Genomic DNA, 17,122 nt, shown 5'->3' on the forward strand with positions numbered 1-17,122 from the left:
GGTGTCGAGTCGATCGCGGCGTAATCCGCGCGGCATCAAGCGAAAGATGAGTAATTACAAACTCAGGCCACGGAAGCGGTCTGGCACGGAAAGGCTGAGGATCGAGGATCATATCCAAATCATTAAGTGAACAGTATTGAGGCTAAGAGCGATCTCGGCGGTGACATTGGGAGAATCGTGATTTCTTGACAGATGTATACGGTTTGCTAAAATCTTAGTCAGAAAGCCCGCGTCCATGCGTTCCCTGGCGCTGACTTGGGGCGAGGCAATTGTGGTAAACCGCAATGCGGCAGCAATGGCCGCAATAAGTGTTTTGGTGCTGCTTTACAGCGGTACTGCCATACAGGGACAACAAGCCCCGAAAAAATGGCAGGCGCCCACTTTCCGTGTGGGGGTCGAAACCGTCTTCGTCAAGGTGTCGGTGAGCGATCCGCTGAATCGATTCGTGACCGGCCTCGAGAAGGACAACTTCAAGATCTACGAGGACAAGGTTCAGCAGACGATCGACTACTTCACACAGGAGCCGGCGCCGGTCAGCGTAGGCATCGTATTCGACGTCAGCGGCAGCATGAAGGATAACAACAACATCCAAAAGGCCAAAAACGCCATCGTCCGCTTCCTCGAAACAGGCAATCCCGAAGACGAATACGCCCTGATCACTTTCAACGAGAGAACCTCCCTGGTTCAGAATTTCACTCATCAGAGCTCGACGGTGCGGAGTGAAATCGCGCTCAAACAGGCCGGCGGCCGAACCGCCGTCTATGACGCCGTTTATATGGGGCTCGATCAGATCAAAGCCGGGAAAAACGAAAAGAAAGCCCTGATTCTGATCACGGATGGCGAGGACAACAGCAGCCGCTACTCCATTTCCGAGGTGCGCGAGTTTGCCAAAGAATCCGACGTCCAGATATATGCCGTTGGGGAACAGGGTATGTTGGGCTACGGACGCTCTTTAATTCAAGGGATCGTTTCCTTGACGGGAGGGCGGGCTTTCTTCCCCAACAACTTCAACGAGCTCGATTACTACATCGACCTCATCCATGCCGAACTCCGCAACCAGTACGTTCTCGGTTACAGCCCCTCAAACAAGGTCCACGACGGCAAGTGGCGAAAGATTCAGGTCAAGCTCGATCCTCCTCCAGGCCTGCCCAAGCTGAGCGTTCATGCCAAAGAAGGGTATAATGCCCCCAAGAATTGACGCCCGCAGCTGCGTTCTGGCAGCCGCATCGATCGTGCTGCTGCTTGGGGCACTGGCGTTTTCCCCTGCCCACTCTCCCGAATTGCAGGCGCAGAAAAAGACCGAGCAGCAGGACGAGCGCAAGAAACCGGTCAAACCTGAGTTGGGGTCCAAATCCCCGCAGGAGAATCCACAGAAGGGGTACAAGATCGGCGTCAATGTCGAACTTGTTGTGGTACACACTACCATCACGGACAAAAAAGGCCAGTTCGTAAGCGGGCTCAAAAAGGAGAACTTCAAGGTTTTTGAAGACAATGTGAATCAGAACATCGTGTCGTTTTCTCAGGAAGACGTGCCTCTGAGCCTGGGAATCGTCATCGACACCAGCGGCAGCATGCGGAACAAATTCGACAACGTGATCAAGGCCGCGCTTGCGTTTATACGCGCCAGCAATCCCAACGACGAGGAGTTTCTGATCGGCTTTAACAACGAGGTCGAACTTCTCGAGGACTACACCAACGACATCGACCTGATCACCGACGATCTGAACAACACCGTCGTGACCGGCGGCACGGCTCTCTGGGACGCAATTTACCTTGCGGTCCAAAAAGCTCAGGGCGGATCCAAACCCAAAAAAGCGGTCATCGTCATTACCGACGGGGAGGATCAAGACAGTTACTACAAGCTTGATGAAATGATTGCCAAGGTTCAGGAATCCGATGTCCAGGTCTATGGCATCGGATTCTTGAACGAGACTCCGGATAAGGGCCTGTTTGGCCATTGGACGAAATCCGCGCCGGAAAAGGCGCATGATGCGCTGCAGAGGATCTCCGACGAAACCGGCGCCAAGGCCTTTTTCCCCAAGGATGTGAGCGAGATCCACGCCATCGTTTCGGAAATCGCGTTCGAGCTGCGGAACCAGTACAGCATCGGTTACACCTCCTCCAATGCCGCCCATGATGGGACCTGGCGGCGCATCAGGGTCACCCTCGACGCCCCTGCCTCGAGCGGGTTGCGCGTGCGCTATCGCCTGGGCTATTTCTCCCCCAAACCCGCAGCTCCCGGCAAATAGCCGTCGGCCGCATCCAACTCTGCAACCACGAAATACACGGCGCGGAGTATCCGCAACCTGGAGCCTCAACGTAGAGGACGCAGAGGATTCTCGCTTCTGCAGGACCTATCTCTGCGCTCTCTGCGTCCTCTGCGTTGATCTTTTGCTTTTCTTGCCTAGATGGCAAGGATCTGCAGGTAAGTAGTAGGAAGCGCACGAAAACCGCCTTCGTGTTTCAGGTATTTCGTTGTTCCCTCGAATCTCCTGGCAATCGCGCATGGGCCTTCCTATAATGAGCGACGCTTGTCGTCAATCGGGGATGGAGGGCGTCATGTTCTTGGATCTCGCAAACGTTGCTGAGCCCAGTTTTCCCATCTCTCTGGTTCCGGCACTGATATCCGCCATTGCCGGCCTTGCGGCCTCTTCGTCGTCGCAGCCCAGCCGGGCCACTCAGGACCAATGGGCGGTTTTTCGCACGATTTCCTCCATCGTGAACCGATCTGCAGATCTGGATAGCACCCTGGCATCCTCTTTGGATGAGATCCTGAGGACCGCGGGCATGGAGGCCGGTGGCTTTCGCTTGAGTGCCGCCCCCGATGCGGCGGCTTTCGCCGTATATCGAGGGCTTGGCAAAGAAGTCGTGGCGGAGCTTGGAAACGCCCAGGTCGAGTGCGTCGCGGAACGGCATCTGTTGCAGAACAAGCCTCTGAGGATGGAGGATCTTCCCCGTTGCGGCGCCCAAGCCCTGGCAAGCGCGCTGCAGGCCCAAGGCCTCGAATATCTGGCCATGTACCCGCTGAGTGCAGGAAACAGGATTTTCGGCACCCTCATACTTGCCGGAGCGAGGTCCGCAACACTGGATGAATCCCGGGCAGCATTCGTTGAGACGCTCGTCGACATGCTGGGAGTCGCAGTCGCAAGCGTCCGGCAACGGGAACAGGCGGACAAACTCTCCGAAGATCTGGTCGCGCTGCACGAAGTAAACAAGATCATTTCGCAGAGCCTCGACCTCGAAGGGATCATCCGGCGGATCGTCATAGAGGGACGCCGTCTCGTAAAGACCAGGCAGTGCCATCTGTTTCTTTTCGACGACCGTGAGCAGCGCCTGGTGGGGTCGGCATCCACGCAGGAAGGCCTGAGGATCCAGGACGTCGAGATCAGGCTGGCCGATGACTCCATCGCCGTCCGCGCCCTCCTGCAAAGACGCGTGATGGCAGTCGAGGACATTCCCCGTCTTGAGCCTTTCAACCCGAACGTGATGCAGGCGATGCGCTGGCGCGCCGCGATTTTCGCCCCCCTGATCGCCAAGGAACAGGCGATCGGCGTACTGATTTACAGCGATGAATCCGCGGAGCGGACCTTCACCCAGGAGGAGATCTCCCGAGCCGAAACCCTGGCACACCAGGCTGCCATAGCCCTGGAAAATGCCCGTCTGTTCCAGGTCGTTTCACGCAGCCAGAAAGAGTGGGAGACCACCTTCGACGCCATGCAGGATTGCGTGTCGCAACACGACACCAGCGGGAAGATCATACGTGCCAACGTGGCGCTGGCCAGGCGGTTGAAAACCTCGCCGCCCAAGATGATCGGCAAGTGCTGCTCGGAGATTTACAATCCCGCCCAGCTGAGTTTCAGCGCATGCCGGCACATGGACGCGCTGCGGTCGGAGAATCTCGTGGTCGAGGAACTCGAACTGCCGGCGATGGGCGGCACCTTCCAGATCTCGGTTAGCCCCTGGTATGACAAAAATAACCGATTGGTGGGGTCCATCCACGTGGCCAAGGATGTGAGCAACGAGAAGCTGCTGCGCCAGCAGCTCATTCAGTCCGAGAAGCTGTCGGCGATCGGCGAACTGATATCGGGCATCGCCCATGAGCTCAACAATCCGCTCACGGGAGTCATGGGCTACTCTCAACTCCTGCAGCTGCGCAAGGACCTCGACGAGCGGGCCCGCGATAGCCTTCTCAAGATCAACAACCTGGCCTTGCGTTGCCAGAAGATCGTGCAGAACCTGCTTTCGTTTGCCCGCAAGCAGAAGCCCGAGCGCAAATTGTCGAACGTAAACGACATGCTGGAACGAACGGTCGAGCTGCGGAATTACGAGCTTTCGGTAAACAACATCGAAATCTCTCGCGAGCTGGACCGCAACTTGCCCAAGACCATCGCTGACGCCCATCAATTGCAGCAGGTCTTTCTCAACGTTATTACCAACGCCGAACAATCCATGCTGCAGGCCCACGGCCGCGGCCGCCTCGTGATTCGATCGCGCGCCGACATGCAGAAAAACCGCATCGTGGTCGAAATCGTCGACGACGGCCCGGGAATTCCCCAGGCGCACCTCTCCAAGATCTTCGACCCCTTTTTCACAACCAAGGAGGTCGGCAAAGGCACCGGGCTAGGCTTGAGTTTGTCTTACGGCATCATCAAGGAACATGGCGGAAACATTTACGCCAAGAGCCGGCCAGGGGAAGGTGCGACCTTCGTCATCGAACTGCCCATCATCGTGAGTCTCACGGACGAGGCAAGCATTTTCCCACAGCTGATGCCTCAGGCACTGCAGTTTGACAACCTGGTCCGCAACAAGCGGATCCTGATCGTGGACGATGAGAAATACATCCTCGACTTCTTCATCGAAATCTTCAAGATGTTCCCGATGCAGGTCGATACTGCCGCCGATGGCCGGGCGGCAACGGCAAAGCTGGAAAGCAACGACTACGATCTTGTCATCACCGACTTCAAAATGCCGCAGATGAGCGGCCGCGAGCTGTTCCAGTGGATTAAGGAAAAGCGGCCACGCCTGGCCAAGCGCATCATTTTTGTAACTGGAGACACCGTCAGCACCGAAACGCGCCTGTTCTTCGAAAACACCTGCAACCTCTATCTGGCCAAGCCCTTCAAGATCGAAGAGGTTAAGGAAGTGATACAGCAAACTCTCGAGAACAGCGATAAGTAAGTGGATTTAACGCCCGCGTGGCCTCGACTGCTGCGGAGGGAATGCCCAATGCGAGGAATTCTGGTTACGGGAGGGGCCGGCTATATCGGCAGCCACACGCTGCGCGCCTTAAAGGAGCAGGGATACGCGCCGGTGTGTCTCGACAACCTCTCGACGGGCCACCGCGAGTTCATCGGCGGCCTTCCTTTTTATCAGGGTGACCTGGGGCGCCTGCTTGATCTGGATGAGGCTTTTTCCGGGCATCGGATCGCTGCGGTGATGCATTTTGCCTCTCATGCTTTGGTTGAAGAATCATACCGAAATCCGCATAAATACTATCACGACAACATTCTCAACACCCTGAACCTGCTTGAGGCCATGCGCAGGCACAATGTCACAAATTTAGTTTTTTCCTCGAGTTGTGCCACTTACGGCATCCCGATCCGCGTCCCGATTGACGAGTCTAATCCTCTGAATCCGATCAATCCTTACGGCGTCACCAAGATGGTGATTGAACGCATGTTGTGCGACTACCAGAACGCCTATGGGATGCGCTACGTGTCGCTGCGCTATTTCAATGCGGCCGGTGCCGGGCACGACGGCAGCATCGGGGAGTGGCATGTGCCGGAGACTCATCTTATTCCCCGGCTTTTGGAGATTGCGCAAGGCAATGGGTCTGAAGCCGACATTTACGGGAGCGACTATCCTACGCCGGATGGTACCTGTATTCGGGATTACATTCATGTCATTGATCTCGCCCTCGCCCATATAGCGGCTCTCGAGTACCTGTCTTCCGGCCGTCCTTCCGAAGTTTTCAACCTCGGTACAGGCCAGGGTTGTTCCGTGCTGCAGGTGGTCGATGCGGTCAGGAAAGCCACTGGGAAGGATGTTCCCATCGTCATCAAAGAGCGGAGACCCGGTGATCCGCCGCAACTGGTGGCAAATCCGGCGAAAGCCCAAGCAGCCCTGGGCTGGCGCGCGCTTCACTCTTCCCTGGAGGAAATCGCGGCGACGGCATGGAACTGGCGGCGCGGAGCCGTATGCAACGACCTGGCTGCAAAAACGGAACAGCGGGCGGATAAGGCTCAACACAAATAGCTCTCTGTCGGCATCGATCTTCAACTTGTATTGCGTCAGGTAATCCGGGTTACGAGAACCTCGTTGAGCGAGCCAGTGCGGTATCCTTCAAGGTCGAGGGTGACGAATTTGTAGCCGAGCCCTTTGAAGATCTCGGTGAGGCGGCCGGCAACCTCCGGATTCAGAGCCTTCAGCAGTTCTTCCTTACCGAATTCGAGACGGACCAGTTCCTCATGGTGGCGGACCCGGAAAACGCCGAAGCCCATGGCGCGCAATGCTTCTTCGCCGCGATCCACCATGCGCAGTTTCTCTTCAGTGATGCGCACCCCATAGGGGAAACGCGAGGCCAGACACGCCGAAGCAGGCTGATCGGCGGTAGCGAGTCCGGCCTGCCGGGAGAGTTGCCGGATCTCATCTTTGTTCAGACCGGCCTCCATGAGGGGACTGCGGATGCCGTGTTCCTCCGCGGCTCTGCGTCCGGGGCGATAATCCCCAAGATCGTCGGCGTTCAGTCCGTCAACCACGGTTGCGAAACCTCGCTTTTTCGCAAGTGTGATGAGCAATTCAAAGAGGGTGTCCTTGCAGAAGTAGCAGCGTTCCGGGGGATTCTCACGATATTCCTCACGCTCGATCTCCTGCGTGTTGACAAACTCGTGGCGGAAGCGGAATTCCCCAGCCAGCCGCAAGGCCATCTCCCGTTGGCGGCTTGGCACAGAGGGGCTTTCGGCGGTAACGGCAAGTGCGGCATCATCGAGAACGCGATGCGCCTTATAGGCAAGGTAGGAGCTATCGACGCCGCCGCTGAAAGCCACCATCACGGGAGCCATCTCGCGCAACAGGGCCTCCAGCCGTGCTTCTTTTTCCTGTAAATTCATGCCCAACAATTTAGCATGAACCGCCGCATGCGCCAAAAATATCGCCGCACAGCCTGCGATCAATGGAAGGAATCCGCACGGAATCTTCCCGGCCGACTCGCATCCGAAGGACGTCCCGCTGACAGTCCCGGGCCGGATCAATTCAACTTGCGGGCCGGCGTGAAACCGCGCCCTGTCTCATTCGAGATACTGAGCAGCCAGTGCGTCGGCCTTTTCGATGGCCGGAAAAACTTGGGGCAGGGTGAGTGCTTGCAGATCGGCTTCGCCCAGGCCCTCGTGCCGCTGCAGTCCCCAGCCGCAGCCAATGGTTAGAACGTCAAGATTGTGGGCAGCCCTGAAAAAGTCCGGCCGAGTGCCAAGCGCCAGGGTCTCGCTGGGATTCACCTCGGCCCGGCGCATGATCTCCTTGATCATTTCCTCGCTGCGGCCAATGCAGAACTCCTCGGTGCAAAAGGCCATCTCGAAGAAGCCGTCCAGGTCGTGACGGTCGCTGACGGCCAGCAGATAGTCGCGCCGGGCCTCGGCGCCGAGCGCAGCCGACGCGCCGCTGCGGCGCCAGAAGGAAGACAGCTCCGGCAGCCCCGGGCAGATCCTCCCTGCCCCCGCCGTTACGAGGCGTTCCTCGTGAATTCGATACGGACTTTGAAGCTCCTCCAGGTGTTCGTCGTCGAGCCCGATCTGGAGGAATTTTGTCCACCGGAAGCCGTAATCGCGGAATCCCTCTTCGGTGTCGACCGCATCGGGCAAGCGCACGTCATGCGGGATCGCATCGGCCAGGGAAATGAGACTTTCTCGGAGCGCCCTCACCTTAAGCTGGGCACAATCATAGATGAGGTAATCCAGGTCAAATACCAGCAGTCGGATCTGCCTCAACACGGTGGCATCTCCGGGACATTTTCGAGCACGGATTGCAGCACGACGATTCCAATGGCATCAGAGCCGGCAGGCATAGAAAGCGCGGCCTAATTGTATTCGTCGTCTTCTTCGTCATAGGACTCTTCGTCTTCGTCGTCCCAGTCTTCTTCGTCTTCCTCTTCGTCGTCGAAGTTGAAGTCCTCTTCATCCTCTTCCTCGTCTTCGGCAGGCGCGAGATCGAATTCGACTGGGTCGAGCGATATCACCTCCAGGTCGACGCCACATTCGGGGCAGGTGATGATTTCCCCGACGTCCTCGAATTCCTCATCGATTGGTGCATCGCATTCCGGACAATAACCCACGATTAACCTCCCACAAAGGTATTCCGGCAAGAGCAGAAGTGGAACAAATTATTAGCATCAGTAAATAGGTACGTCAATTCATTTGTCCCCCTGTGAAACGAACCCTGAAAAGGCCTCTTGTCCGAGCCCGGCCGGATCTCAGCTGACCCGACGATGGGAGAGAGGTCAGCACTCCATTTTCGAAGATTATTTTGACCACCGTGAGGCAGAAAAGTAAAGGCTGCCGGATCAAAATCTGCTACGAGCCGTTCCCAACCAACACTCGATCAACCGGCCTGGCCCGTTCAACCTTTGGTGACTGACTGGGTGCTGCTGTATGATGTAGAGAGGCTTGGCTGACCCATCGCCTCCACCAGGAGCATGCGCCATGAAGATTGCGAGTATCGTTCTGATCATCGGCCTCTGCCTTCCGGCCCTGATTTTTTCGGGTTCGCTGCAGAAAGCATCACCGCCCGCAGCCGTAGCCCTTCAGAACCCGCCGGCTCAAAAGGTGCCCGATCAGGATAAGCCCCAAGGTCAGAAGGCGATTTCGGTCTCGGTCGACCTGGTGAACTTGCAGGCGCTGGTGACGGACAAAAAGGGCAACATCATCACCGGGCTCAGACCCGAGAACTTCACTGTCTATGAAGACAACGTCAAGCAGGAAATCACCCACTTTGCGCCTGTGGAGGCCAGTATCACGGCAGTCCTGCTTGTGGATTTCAGCAAATGGGTCGAATATTTCATTACAGATGTCTGGAATTCCATTTACACCTTCGCCGATAGTCTCCGCAAAGGTGACTGGGTTGCCGTTATCGGTTACGACATCCGTCCGACCATCCTCACCGACTTCACTCAGAACCGGAATCAACTGATGGAAGCGCTCAGTCGCTTCAACACGCCGGCCTTCCGTGAGAGCAACCTCTCGGATGCGGTCATTTTCACACTCGACCGTGTCGAGGAAATCGAGGGCAAGGTGGCGGTAGTCATGGTCAGCACCGGGCTCGATACCTTCAGCCAGCACACGTGGGACGACGCTCTGAAAAAGTGCAAGGCCGCCAACGCTTCCATTTACGCCATCAGCGTGGGACAGAGTGTCCGGCTTCGATATAATCTGGATGATATCGGCTGGCTCATGGCGGACAACCGGCTGCGTTCCATCGCCGACCTGACCGGAGGAGACTCCTATTTCCCGCGCTTTGAAGGCGAATTGCCGTCCATCTTCAAGAACATCTCCAACAGTCTCAGGAACCAGTACAGCCTTGCATACACGACGAGCAATCCGAAGCGGGACGGGAAGTTTCGCAAGATTCGTGTCGAGGTCAAGGCGGACATCAATCATGACGGCAAACCCGTCGCCCTGAAGGTCCAGACCAGGCAGGGTTACCTGGCCCGGGAGAAATAGTAGAGCTTAGACAAACCACGAAGCCCTCAAAAACCTCCAGGCAATCCCCATATATCTGCCCGGATTCTTTTTTACCCTGGAAGTCTCCCCGATTTTCGGGTCATGGCAAGAACAGCACCATGCGATAGGCATCGCTGCGTGCCTTATAATAGCCGCGCAATAGTTCCCGGCGTTCATAACCCAGGCGCGCATAGAACCGTTGCGCCGCTTCATTGCCGGTATCGACCTCGAGGACGACTTGGGCCGCGCGGCGCCTGCGAAACTGTTCATGGAGCGCTTCCATGAGCCGGGTTCCCACCCTGTGCCGGCGCGCCTCCGGAACCACATCCAGCGTGATGACATGGGCGCGCGCGCCCGATTCGATGTGGCCTATGGCGAAACCCAGGACCTTGCCGTCGAGCTCGGCCGCTTTGCTGATGGCAGCGGGATGTCCGAGATAGAATAGAAGTTCCGCGCGCGAATAGGCCATGTAATCCGGAAAGCAGGCACTGTCGATCTCGTGCAGCCGTTGAATCTCTTCCGGCCGGCAGTCACGAATCAGCATCTGATCCGGATATATTTGCGGCATATGTTTGATTATACGATTCTTCGTAAAGCAGCGCCGCAGACATCGCTCAGCTCCAACCAGGACACCAAACAAAAAAGAGGCAAGACACGTGAATGAGCTTTTCGCGTGTTTCATGCATTTCTTGACTGCTGATTCGGCGGCACCTGCCGGACTGTGCTGCGCCATGAAGTGACATTTTGTGCTATCCAGCCGTCTGCAGAGGCTATGATATGATTAAGGTTCTCAGATTGGAGGAAGCTTTGGCTGAGAAGATTCTCGTGACGGCAGCACTGCCCTATGCCAATGGACCGCTCCACGTGGGGCATCTCGCAGGAGCGTACATGCCGGCCGACGTCTACGTCCGGTATCAGCGGCTCAAAGGAAGTGACGTCATTTTCATCTGCGGCTCCGACGAACACGGCGTACCCATCACGATTCGCGCCGACCACGAGCAGGTCGCGCCACAGGCAATTGTGGACCGCTATCACTTCATGATGAAGGAGAGCTTCCGCCGTCTCGGGATCCAGTTCGACAACTACTCTCGTACCTCCCTTCCCCTGCATTACAGGATTTCGCAGGGTATCTTCCTTAAGCTCAACGAGAAGGGCTACGTCAAGGAGCAGGAGGTTCGCCAGTACTACTGCGCGACCTGCCAACGCTTTCTGCCCGACCGCTACATCGAGGGTGAGTGTCCGCACTGCCATCACGTCAACGCACGCGGCGACCAGTGCGAGAACTGCGGCCGCTGGCTGGAGCCGGAGCAACTCATCGCACCCAAATGCAAGGTGTGCGGCTCGCCGCCAGAGATGCGCACAACCAAGCACTGGTATTTCAGGCTCTCCCTGTTCCAGGAGCGCCTCCAACAATGGCAGGCAGCCAAGCCTCACTGGAAGAGCAACGTGCGCGAGTTCTGCACCGGCTGGTTCAGCGAAGGGCTCACCGACCGCCCCATTACCCGCGACATCGACTGGGGCATTCCCGTGCCTCTGCCGGACGCCGAAGGTAAGGTGCTCTATGTCTGGTTTGACGCCCCCATCGGTTACATCTCATCGACGGTGGAGTGGTCGCAAAATCAGGGCAGGCCGGACCGCTGGCGGGACTACTGGTGCGATCCTCAGACGCGCCTGATCCATTTCATCGGCAAAGACAACATCGTGTTTCATGCGATTGTATGGCCGGCAGTGCTGATGGCCCACGGCGAGTTCATACTCCCGGACAACATCCCGGCCAATGAATTCCTCAATATTGAGGGGGAGAAGCTTTCCACCAGCCGGAACTGGGCCGTCTGGGTCGACGATTACCTGGAGCTTTTTCCGCCGGATCCGCTGCGCTACTACCTTGCCGCCAATGCTCCGGAGAACAAAGACTCGGATTTCGCCTGGAAGGACTTCCAGGCCCGCAATAACGGCGAGTTGGCCGACATCCTCGGCAACCTTGTGAATCGCAGCCTCACCTTCATCGAGAAACACTTCGAAGCCAAGGTTCCCCATGCCCCGGAGCTTGCGAGTGCCGATCAGGAAGTCCTGGCGGCAATTGGCGCGTCTGCCGTGAATATCGGCGCTCTGCTTGACGATTTTCAGGTGCGCCGCGCGGTCGGCGAATTGATGAACCTGGCACGCATCGGCAACAAATACTTCAATGATTCCGCTCCCTGGACCACTTTGAAGCAGGACCGCGCTCGCTGTGCCGCCACGCTCAACACAACGATCCAACTCGAACTCGCCCTTGCCGTGCTCATGGATCCGTTCATGCCGTTTTCGGCCGGAAAACTATGGCAGATGCTGAACGCGCCCGGATTGCACCACGACCAGCGCTGGCAAGACCTTCCGACGCTGCGGCTGCCTTCAGGCCACCCGCTCGGCGTCCGCGAAATCCTCTTCCGCAAGATCGAGGATGAGGTGATCGAAGCCCAGGTCGCCAAGCTCCACCAAAAACAGTGATGAGTAGCGAGTCATGAGTGATGAGTCGGTAGCATTCTACGTCTCATTCATGACGCATCACTCATCACCAGGATGGGCTTAGACCGATTTGAGGATGTGGCCCAGCTTGTTTTTCTTGGTGCGCAGGTAGTCTTCGGAGTGCTTTGTGGGAGCAACTTCCAGGGGGACCTGTTCCACGACTGCGATGCCGTAGCCTTGCAGCCCGACGATTTTTTTCGGATGGTTCGTCAATAACCGGATCTTGCCGACGCCCAGGGCACGAAGAATCTGGGCTCCAACGCCGTAGACGCGCGGGTCGGCTTTGAATCCCAGCGTTTCATCCGCCTCCACGGTGTCCGCCCCGTCGTCTTGCAGGGCGTAGGACTTGATCTCGTTGACAAGGCCGATGCCCCTCCCCTCCTGGCGCAGGTAAAGCAGCACTCCGCTTCCGGCCTGATCGATGATCCGCAGCGCCCTGCGTAGCTGCTCCCCGCTGTCGCTGCGGAGCGAATGAAATACATCTCCCATGGTCGACTGCGACTGCACCCGGACCAGCACCGGTTCTTCCTCGCAGATGGTTCCCTTGACGAGCGCGATGTGGTTTTCGTTGTCCAGAGTGTTCTCGAAGGCCACGACCCGGAATTCGCCGAATTCCGTCGGCAAGTAGGCTTCGGACAGCTTGCGCACGAACGTCTCGGTCCTGAGCCGGAAGGCGATGAGGTCGGCAACCGTGATCATCTTCAGGCGGTGGGTCCGCGCGACTACCGTCAACTCAGGCACACGGGCCATGGTGCCGTCATCCTTCATCACCTCGCAGATGACCCCCGCGGGATAAAGCCCCGCCAGACGCGCCAGATCCACGGCGGCTTCGGTCTGACCCGCACGTGCCAACACACCGCCCGGGCGAGCGCGCAATGGGAAGACATGTCCAGGCCGGATCAGGTCTGCCGGCATTGTCTTGGGGTTTACGGCGGTGAGAATGGTGGTCGCCCGATCGGCGGCTGAAATCCCAGTGGTTACGCCGTAGCGTGCCTCAATGGATACGGTAAAGGCAGTCCCGTATTTGGTGGTGTTGTGCCCGACCATCAGCGGAATCTGGAGCTCGTCCAGGCGCTCGCCGGTCATCGAGAGGCAGATCAAACCACGGCCATACTTGGCCATGAAGTTGATCGCCTCAGGAGTAACCTTTTCGGCGGCAATCGTGAAATCTCCCTCGTTTTCACGATCCTCGTCATCAAGGACGATTACGATGTTACCCTGCCGGATTTCTTCAATCGCTTCCGTAATGCTGTTGAATACCAAGATACACTCCCGATCGATCTGTCAAAAGACCAGCCGGAAACAAATCCATGTCGAATTCCCGGCCGTGAAGTAGAAGCTTATCCCAACATCAGCCGACCCTGCAACTATTTGGGGCAACTGACACCGCAAATTCCGGTACAATCTATCGCTTATGTTGCGGGCGACTCTGATTTACATCTTCGTGGGTCTATATGTGGCGATGGCAGCTCCCATCGGCCTCGCCTGGTCATTCCTTTCTGGCAGCACCGACCTGCTCTTCACCCTGGCGCATTTCTGCATCCGTGTGGCGGGCTGGTTGTGCAATGTCAGAGTAGTGGTGCGGGGTCGAGATCTGGTCCGGCCAAGGCAGGCCTACCTGTTTTTGTCCAATCATCAGGGCAACTTCGACGGGCCGCTCCTGTATTATGCCACGGGCAGGAATCTCCGCGCCGTCATCAAGAAAGAGATCATGAGGATACCGGTTTTGTCGCAGGTGCTTAGAAAAGTGAGTTTTGTTCCTATCGATCGCACCGACCCGCTCAACGCCCACGCCGGTATCGACCGCGCCGCCCAACTTCTCAAGGGAGGGCACTCGTTCTTCGCCTTCCCCGAAGGAACAAGGAGCCGTGACGGCCGCCTGGGCGTTTTCAAGAAGGGTGTTTTCGTGATGGCAATCAAAGCCGGGGTTCCGGTCATGCCTGTTTCAATTTGCAACAGCCGGGCAATTCAGCCCCCTGGGCACTATGCGATCAAGCCCGGCACTGTCGAGTTGGTCTTCCACCCACCCATTGCTACGGAGCACATGCGGCTGCAGGATCGCGATCACCTGCTACAGTTGACCCAGGCAGCGATCGCCCAGGGTCTCCCAAACGCCGTTGAACGCGAGTGATGACGGATTCTTGTCCGTATTGATCAGGGATTGGTTTTACTTTTTCTTGCCTTTGATCCAGCGCAGCGTGTTGGGACGATCCGTCGTGATGCTCGCCAGCTTCTGCTGGTAGTTCCGGACCAGCAGATTCACCAGTAGCGGATTATCCTCCAGGTCAAGAAACCAGCGCTCTGCGCCCCTCTCATCGCGGGTCTTGATGACTGGAACGGAACGTGGAGAACGGTTTACCTCGATTGCCATCTGATCGCTGCCAAGGACGGTCACCAGGGTGGGCAAGCCATCGATCATGAGTTTAGGCTTTTGGTTCTCCTTGAGCTTGCGGAACATGCGCCGGCTCAGCCAGAGAGTGGTCGCATCCTTTCCTCGCGTGTCGACGCCGGGCTGAAACAGCTGATAATTGACGAGTGCGCGCCCTTCGGCCACGACCTTGGCAGGAATGAAGATCGTTCCTTGTGCGGTGGCATCCTCCCATTCCATGTATCGGTCCGGTGCAAACTCGGCGATTCGCACCACGAAGACCTCGTTCTCGTTCGAACTTTTGTAGACGAGGACGGTGTCGCGCCCGAAGGGGGGCAGGGACGAATCTGAGGGCACAGGCCGTGCGTCCCGGGCAAGTGGCGTCAACAGCACGAGTGCACCCAATACCCTGAGGATAACCGCCAGCATGTCAGTACCCTTGCTCTCTGAGGAAGTCTACAGTCAGCTCCTGCTTCGGGACCTGATCTCGAGTCATGCCAAGTTGAAAGAAGCGCTCGAAGTACTTTGCCAGGATATCAACTTCGAGATTGACCATGTCGCCCGGCTTCAGGTGCCGTAGATTCGTTACCCGGAACGTATGTGGGATGACCGCGACGACAAATGCAGTCTTCTTGAGTGAGGCCACCGTCAAGCTGATGCCGTCGACCGCCACGGAGCCTTTGTTGACCAGGTATCGCTCGAGCTCCGGCGGGAACGAAAACTCCATTTCCATGCCCTCGCCGCTTGGAACGGAAGTTATGAACCTCCCCACTCCGTCGACATGCCCCTGGACGATATGGCCCCCAAGACGATCACCGACCGCCAGGGGCCGCTCCAGGTTGACGAGCTGGCCTTCCCGCGCTTGCTCGAGGCTGGAGCGGCGCAGGGTCTCTGCCGACAAATCACAGGAAAAACTTCCGCCTCGGGTTATGACGACAGTAAGACAGACACCGTTGACGGCCACGGAATCTCCGGATTTAAGCCCGGGGGCAATCCGTTGCGCCTCGATGAGCATCGTGGCGCCGGCGGATCCCGGGCGCAGAGAGCGAATGATGCCTGCTTCTTCGATGATTCCAGTGAACAATCATCCCTCCCAGCGGTTAGTCAGATCCAATTGTAACATCAGAAGTGAATGAAATCTTGACTGGCCCCGCGGTGTAGGCAAGCCGGCTCGCACATTTGTCTTTTCCTCCCCGCCATCACCTAATCGCATGGCGGCAGCAAGCTGCCACACTCCAAGGAGGTGCGATTCACTTGTCACCTTGTTTGCCCTTGCCTAAACGGAGCACACGAGCGACTTCCGTTGGCGTCAGATAACGGGATGAACCGACCGGGAGACCCTCCGCGGTAAAGAAGCCAATGCGGGTCCGACGGAGCTTCCCCACCGGATGATGGATGGCCTCAAACATCCTGCGGATCTCACGATTCTTACCCTGGGTCAGCGTTATTTCGAGCCAGGCATGCTTGTCTTCGCGCAGTACCCGGACTTTGCACGGAGCCAGCTGCGTGCCGTCCGGCAGGCGAAATCCGGTACGGAGCCGGCCCAAGGCCGACTCGTCGGGAATTCCACGAACTTTCACTTGATAAACTCTTGGGAAAGCAGGGCCTGCGGCAGCAACAATCCTGGCAAACTCCCCGTCGTTGGTCAGGAGGATCAGGCCCTCGGTGTTGAAGTCGAGGCGCCCCACAGGAAAGAGTTTTTCTTTTGCCTTTACGAGATCCGTTACCTTGGTGCGGCCACGGGGGTCGGCAACAGTCGACATGACCCCCCTCGGCTTGTTCAGGAGCACGTAGTTCTTCCGCGCCGGCGGGCGGATCAGCTTACCGTCGACCTTGATATGGTCGCGGTGAACATCCGCCCTGGCACCTGGCGTGGTAATCGTCTGCCCGTTCACGGAAACCCGTCCCGCCTCGATGAGCAGTTCCGCCTTCCGGCGCGAGGTGATTCCGGCCGCAGCAATGATCTTTTGCAGTCGTTCCTCTGATTGCATGGCGGGCTGTCAGAGTTCCCCAGCCATCTGGGTGAACTCCTCCAACGTGGGAAGCTCCGAGAGGTCCCGGAGGCCAAAATGAACGAGGAAGTCCTTGGAGGTGCCATACAAAATAGGGCGACCGACCACCGCCTTCCGCCCCATGATGACGACGAGCTTTTTTTCGAGCAGCGTATGGAGCGCGGTCGTCGATTTCTTCCCCCTGATGGCCAGGATCTCAGCAAGGGTTACAGGCTGCTTGTACGCGATGACGGCCAGGGTTTCCAGCGCCGCCATGGACAGTTTTGCTCCCGGCTTGGTCTTCAGATAAGCACGCACATGTTCGTGATGCTCTGGCCGGGTTGTCATGCGAAAGCCGCCCGCGATTTCGCGAATCCACATGCCGCCCCGGCGGGCATTAAACTCCTCCGCCAGTCTCTGGAGCGCCGTTTCGATCTTGTCGTAGCTCTCATCCGGGAATATCTCCTTCAACTGCTCAGGGCGTACCGGATCATCGGCAGCATAAATAATAGCTTCAAGTATGGGTTGGAGTTCTTCGATTTCCATAG

The 17,122-nt window shown here is 57.4% G+C and carries 16 protein-coding genes; 7 read left to right on the forward strand and 9 right to left on the reverse strand.

The annotated features are described in order from the left end of the window. The first annotated feature begins 235 nt into the window (after positions 1-235). The 4 genes from LAP85_17830 (at position 236) to galE (ending at position 6,255) form a co-directional block, all read left to right on the forward strand. Positions 236-1,198 carry a VWA domain-containing protein gene (locus LAP85_17830; protein ID MBZ5498264.1) on the forward strand — a complete coding sequence of 321 codons (963 nt, stop codon included), beginning with the start codon at positions 236-238 and terminating at the stop codon, positions 1,196-1,198. Beyond that, positions 1,182-2,249, forward strand: a complete 1,068-nt coding sequence (locus LAP85_17835) for a VWA domain-containing protein (GenBank protein ID MBZ5498265.1) — start codon at positions 1,182-1,184, stop codon at positions 2,247-2,249. Before LAP85_17830 ends, LAP85_17835 begins: the two co-directional genes overlap by 17 nt. A gap of 310 nt (positions 2,250-2,559) precedes the next feature. Next, complete coding sequence (locus LAP85_17840) at positions 2,560-5,178, forward strand: GAF domain-containing protein (protein MBZ5498266.1); 2,619 nt, start codon at positions 2,560-2,562, stop codon at positions 5,176-5,178. A 48-nt stretch (positions 5,179-5,226) separates the two neighbouring features. Further along, positions 5,227-6,255, forward strand: a complete 1,029-nt coding sequence (gene galE / locus LAP85_17845; GenBank protein MBZ5498267.1) for a UDP-glucose 4-epimerase GalE — start codon at positions 5,227-5,229, stop codon at positions 6,253-6,255. 35 nt (positions 6,256-6,290) lie between these two features. Here the strand turns inward: galE and larE are convergent, their stop codons facing one another. The 3 genes from larE to LAP85_17860 form a co-directional block, all read right to left on the reverse strand. After that, complete coding sequence (gene larE, locus LAP85_17850) at positions 6,291-7,109, reverse strand: ATP-dependent sacrificial sulfur transferase LarE (GenBank protein ID MBZ5498268.1); 819 nt, start codon at positions 7,107-7,109, stop codon at positions 6,291-6,293. A 177-nt stretch (positions 7,110-7,286) separates the two neighbouring features. Beyond that, positions 7,287-7,985: a hypothetical protein gene (locus tag LAP85_17855; protein MBZ5498269.1), complete on the reverse strand. Its 699-nt coding sequence runs from the start codon at positions 7,983-7,985 to the stop codon at positions 7,287-7,289. 86 nt (positions 7,986-8,071) lie between these two features. Beyond that, a complete protein-coding gene (locus LAP85_17860; protein MBZ5498270.1) occupies positions 8,072-8,326 on the reverse strand; it encodes a hypothetical protein in 255 nt (84 codons plus the stop codon). 367 nt (positions 8,327-8,693) lie between these two features. Between LAP85_17860 and LAP85_17865 the strand changes: the two genes are divergently transcribed. Further along, positions 8,694-9,710, forward strand: a complete 1,017-nt coding sequence (locus LAP85_17865) for a VWA domain-containing protein (protein MBZ5498271.1) — start codon at positions 8,694-8,696, stop codon at positions 9,708-9,710. Between the two features lie 100 nt (positions 9,711-9,810). Here LAP85_17865 and LAP85_17870 read toward each other — a convergent pair whose 3' ends face one another. Then, positions 9,811-10,254: a GNAT family N-acetyltransferase gene (locus LAP85_17870; protein ID MBZ5498272.1), complete on the reverse strand. Its 444-nt coding sequence runs from the start codon at positions 10,252-10,254 to the stop codon at positions 9,811-9,813. Positions 10,255-10,517: 263 nt separating this feature from the next. Between LAP85_17870 and metG the strand changes: the two genes are divergently transcribed. Further along, positions 10,518-12,197 carry a methionine--tRNA ligase gene (gene metG / locus LAP85_17875; protein MBZ5498273.1) on the forward strand — a complete coding sequence of 560 codons (1,680 nt, stop codon included), beginning with the start codon at positions 10,518-10,520 and terminating at the stop codon, positions 12,195-12,197. 78 nt (positions 12,198-12,275) lie between these two features. Here the strand turns inward: metG and LAP85_17880 are convergent, their stop codons facing one another. Next, on the reverse strand, positions 12,276-13,478 hold the full coding sequence (locus LAP85_17880) for a bifunctional 3,4-dihydroxy-2-butanone-4-phosphate synthase/GTP cyclohydrolase II (protein MBZ5498274.1): 1,203 nt from the start codon (positions 13,476-13,478) through the stop codon (positions 12,276-12,278). A gap of 151 nt (positions 13,479-13,629) precedes the next feature. On the opposite strand from LAP85_17880, the gene LAP85_17885 reads away from it, so the two are divergent. After that, positions 13,630-14,346, forward strand: coding sequence for a 1-acyl-sn-glycerol-3-phosphate acyltransferase (locus tag LAP85_17885; protein MBZ5498275.1), 717 nt, complete (start codon positions 13,630-13,632; stop codon positions 14,344-14,346). A gap of 36 nt (positions 14,347-14,382) precedes the next feature. Here the strand turns inward: LAP85_17885 and LAP85_17890 are convergent, their stop codons facing one another. The 4 genes from LAP85_17890 to scpB all read right to left on the reverse strand — a co-directional run bounded on the left by LAP85_17890 (position 14,383) and on the right by scpB (position 17,120). Then, on the reverse strand, positions 14,383-15,012 hold the full coding sequence (locus LAP85_17890; protein ID MBZ5498276.1) for a hypothetical protein: 630 nt from the start codon (positions 15,010-15,012) through the stop codon (positions 14,383-14,385). 1 nt (position 15,013) lies between these two features. Beyond that, on the reverse strand, positions 15,014-15,667 hold the full coding sequence (locus LAP85_17895; protein MBZ5498277.1) for a riboflavin synthase: 654 nt from the start codon (positions 15,665-15,667) through the stop codon (positions 15,014-15,016). Positions 15,668-15,833: 166 nt separating this feature from the next. Next, positions 15,834-16,574 (reverse strand): rRNA pseudouridine synthase, encoded by a 741-nt coding sequence (locus tag LAP85_17900; GenBank protein MBZ5498278.1) that lies wholly within the window; start codon positions 16,572-16,574, stop codon positions 15,834-15,836. 9 nt (positions 16,575-16,583) lie between these two features. Then, on the reverse strand, positions 16,584-17,120 hold the full coding sequence (gene scpB, locus LAP85_17905; GenBank protein ID MBZ5498279.1) for an SMC-Scp complex subunit ScpB: 537 nt from the start codon (positions 17,118-17,120) through the stop codon (positions 16,584-16,586). Positions 17,121-17,122: the final 2 nt, after the last annotated feature.

It is taken from the genome of Terriglobia bacterium (genome assembly GCA_020072565.1).
Classification (GTDB): Bacteria; Acidobacteriota; UBA6911; order UBA6911; family UBA6911; genus JAFNAG01.

Coding starts and splice junctions, on each gene's coding strand:
- LAP85_17830 (MBZ5498264.1), top strand. CDS start 236: ATGCGTTCCCTGGCGCTGACTTGGGGCGAGGCAATTGTGGTAAACCGC.
- LAP85_17840 (MBZ5498266.1), top strand. CDS start 2,560: ATGTTCTTGGATCTCGCAAACGTTGCTGAGCCCAGTTTTCCCATCTCT.
- LAP85_17870 (MBZ5498272.1), bottom strand. CDS start 10,254: ATGCTGATTCGTGACTGCCGGCCGGAAGAGATTCAACGGCTGCACGAG.
- LAP85_17835 (MBZ5498265.1), top strand. CDS start 1,182: ATGCCCCCAAGAATTGACGCCCGCAGCTGCGTTCTGGCAGCCGCATCG.
- LAP85_17890 (MBZ5498276.1), bottom strand. CDS start 15,012: ATGCTGGCGGTTATCCTCAGGGTATTGGGTGCACTCGTGCTGTTGACG.
- LAP85_17865 (MBZ5498271.1), top strand. CDS start 8,694: ATGAAGATTGCGAGTATCGTTCTGATCATCGGCCTCTGCCTTCCGGCC.
- LAP85_17885 (MBZ5498275.1), top strand. CDS start 13,630: ATGTTGCGGGCGACTCTGATTTACATCTTCGTGGGTCTATATGTGGCG.
- scpB (MBZ5498279.1), bottom strand. CDS start 17,120: ATGGAAATCGAAGAACTCCAACCCATACTTGAAGCTATTATTTATGCT.
- LAP85_17900 (MBZ5498278.1), bottom strand. CDS start 16,574: ATGCAATCAGAGGAACGACTGCAAAAGATCATTGCTGCGGCCGGAATC.
- larE (MBZ5498268.1), bottom strand. CDS start 7,109: ATGAATTTACAGGAAAAAGAAGCACGGCTGGAGGCCCTGTTGCGCGAG.
- galE (MBZ5498267.1), top strand. CDS start 5,227: ATGCGAGGAATTCTGGTTACGGGAGGGGCCGGCTATATCGGCAGCCAC.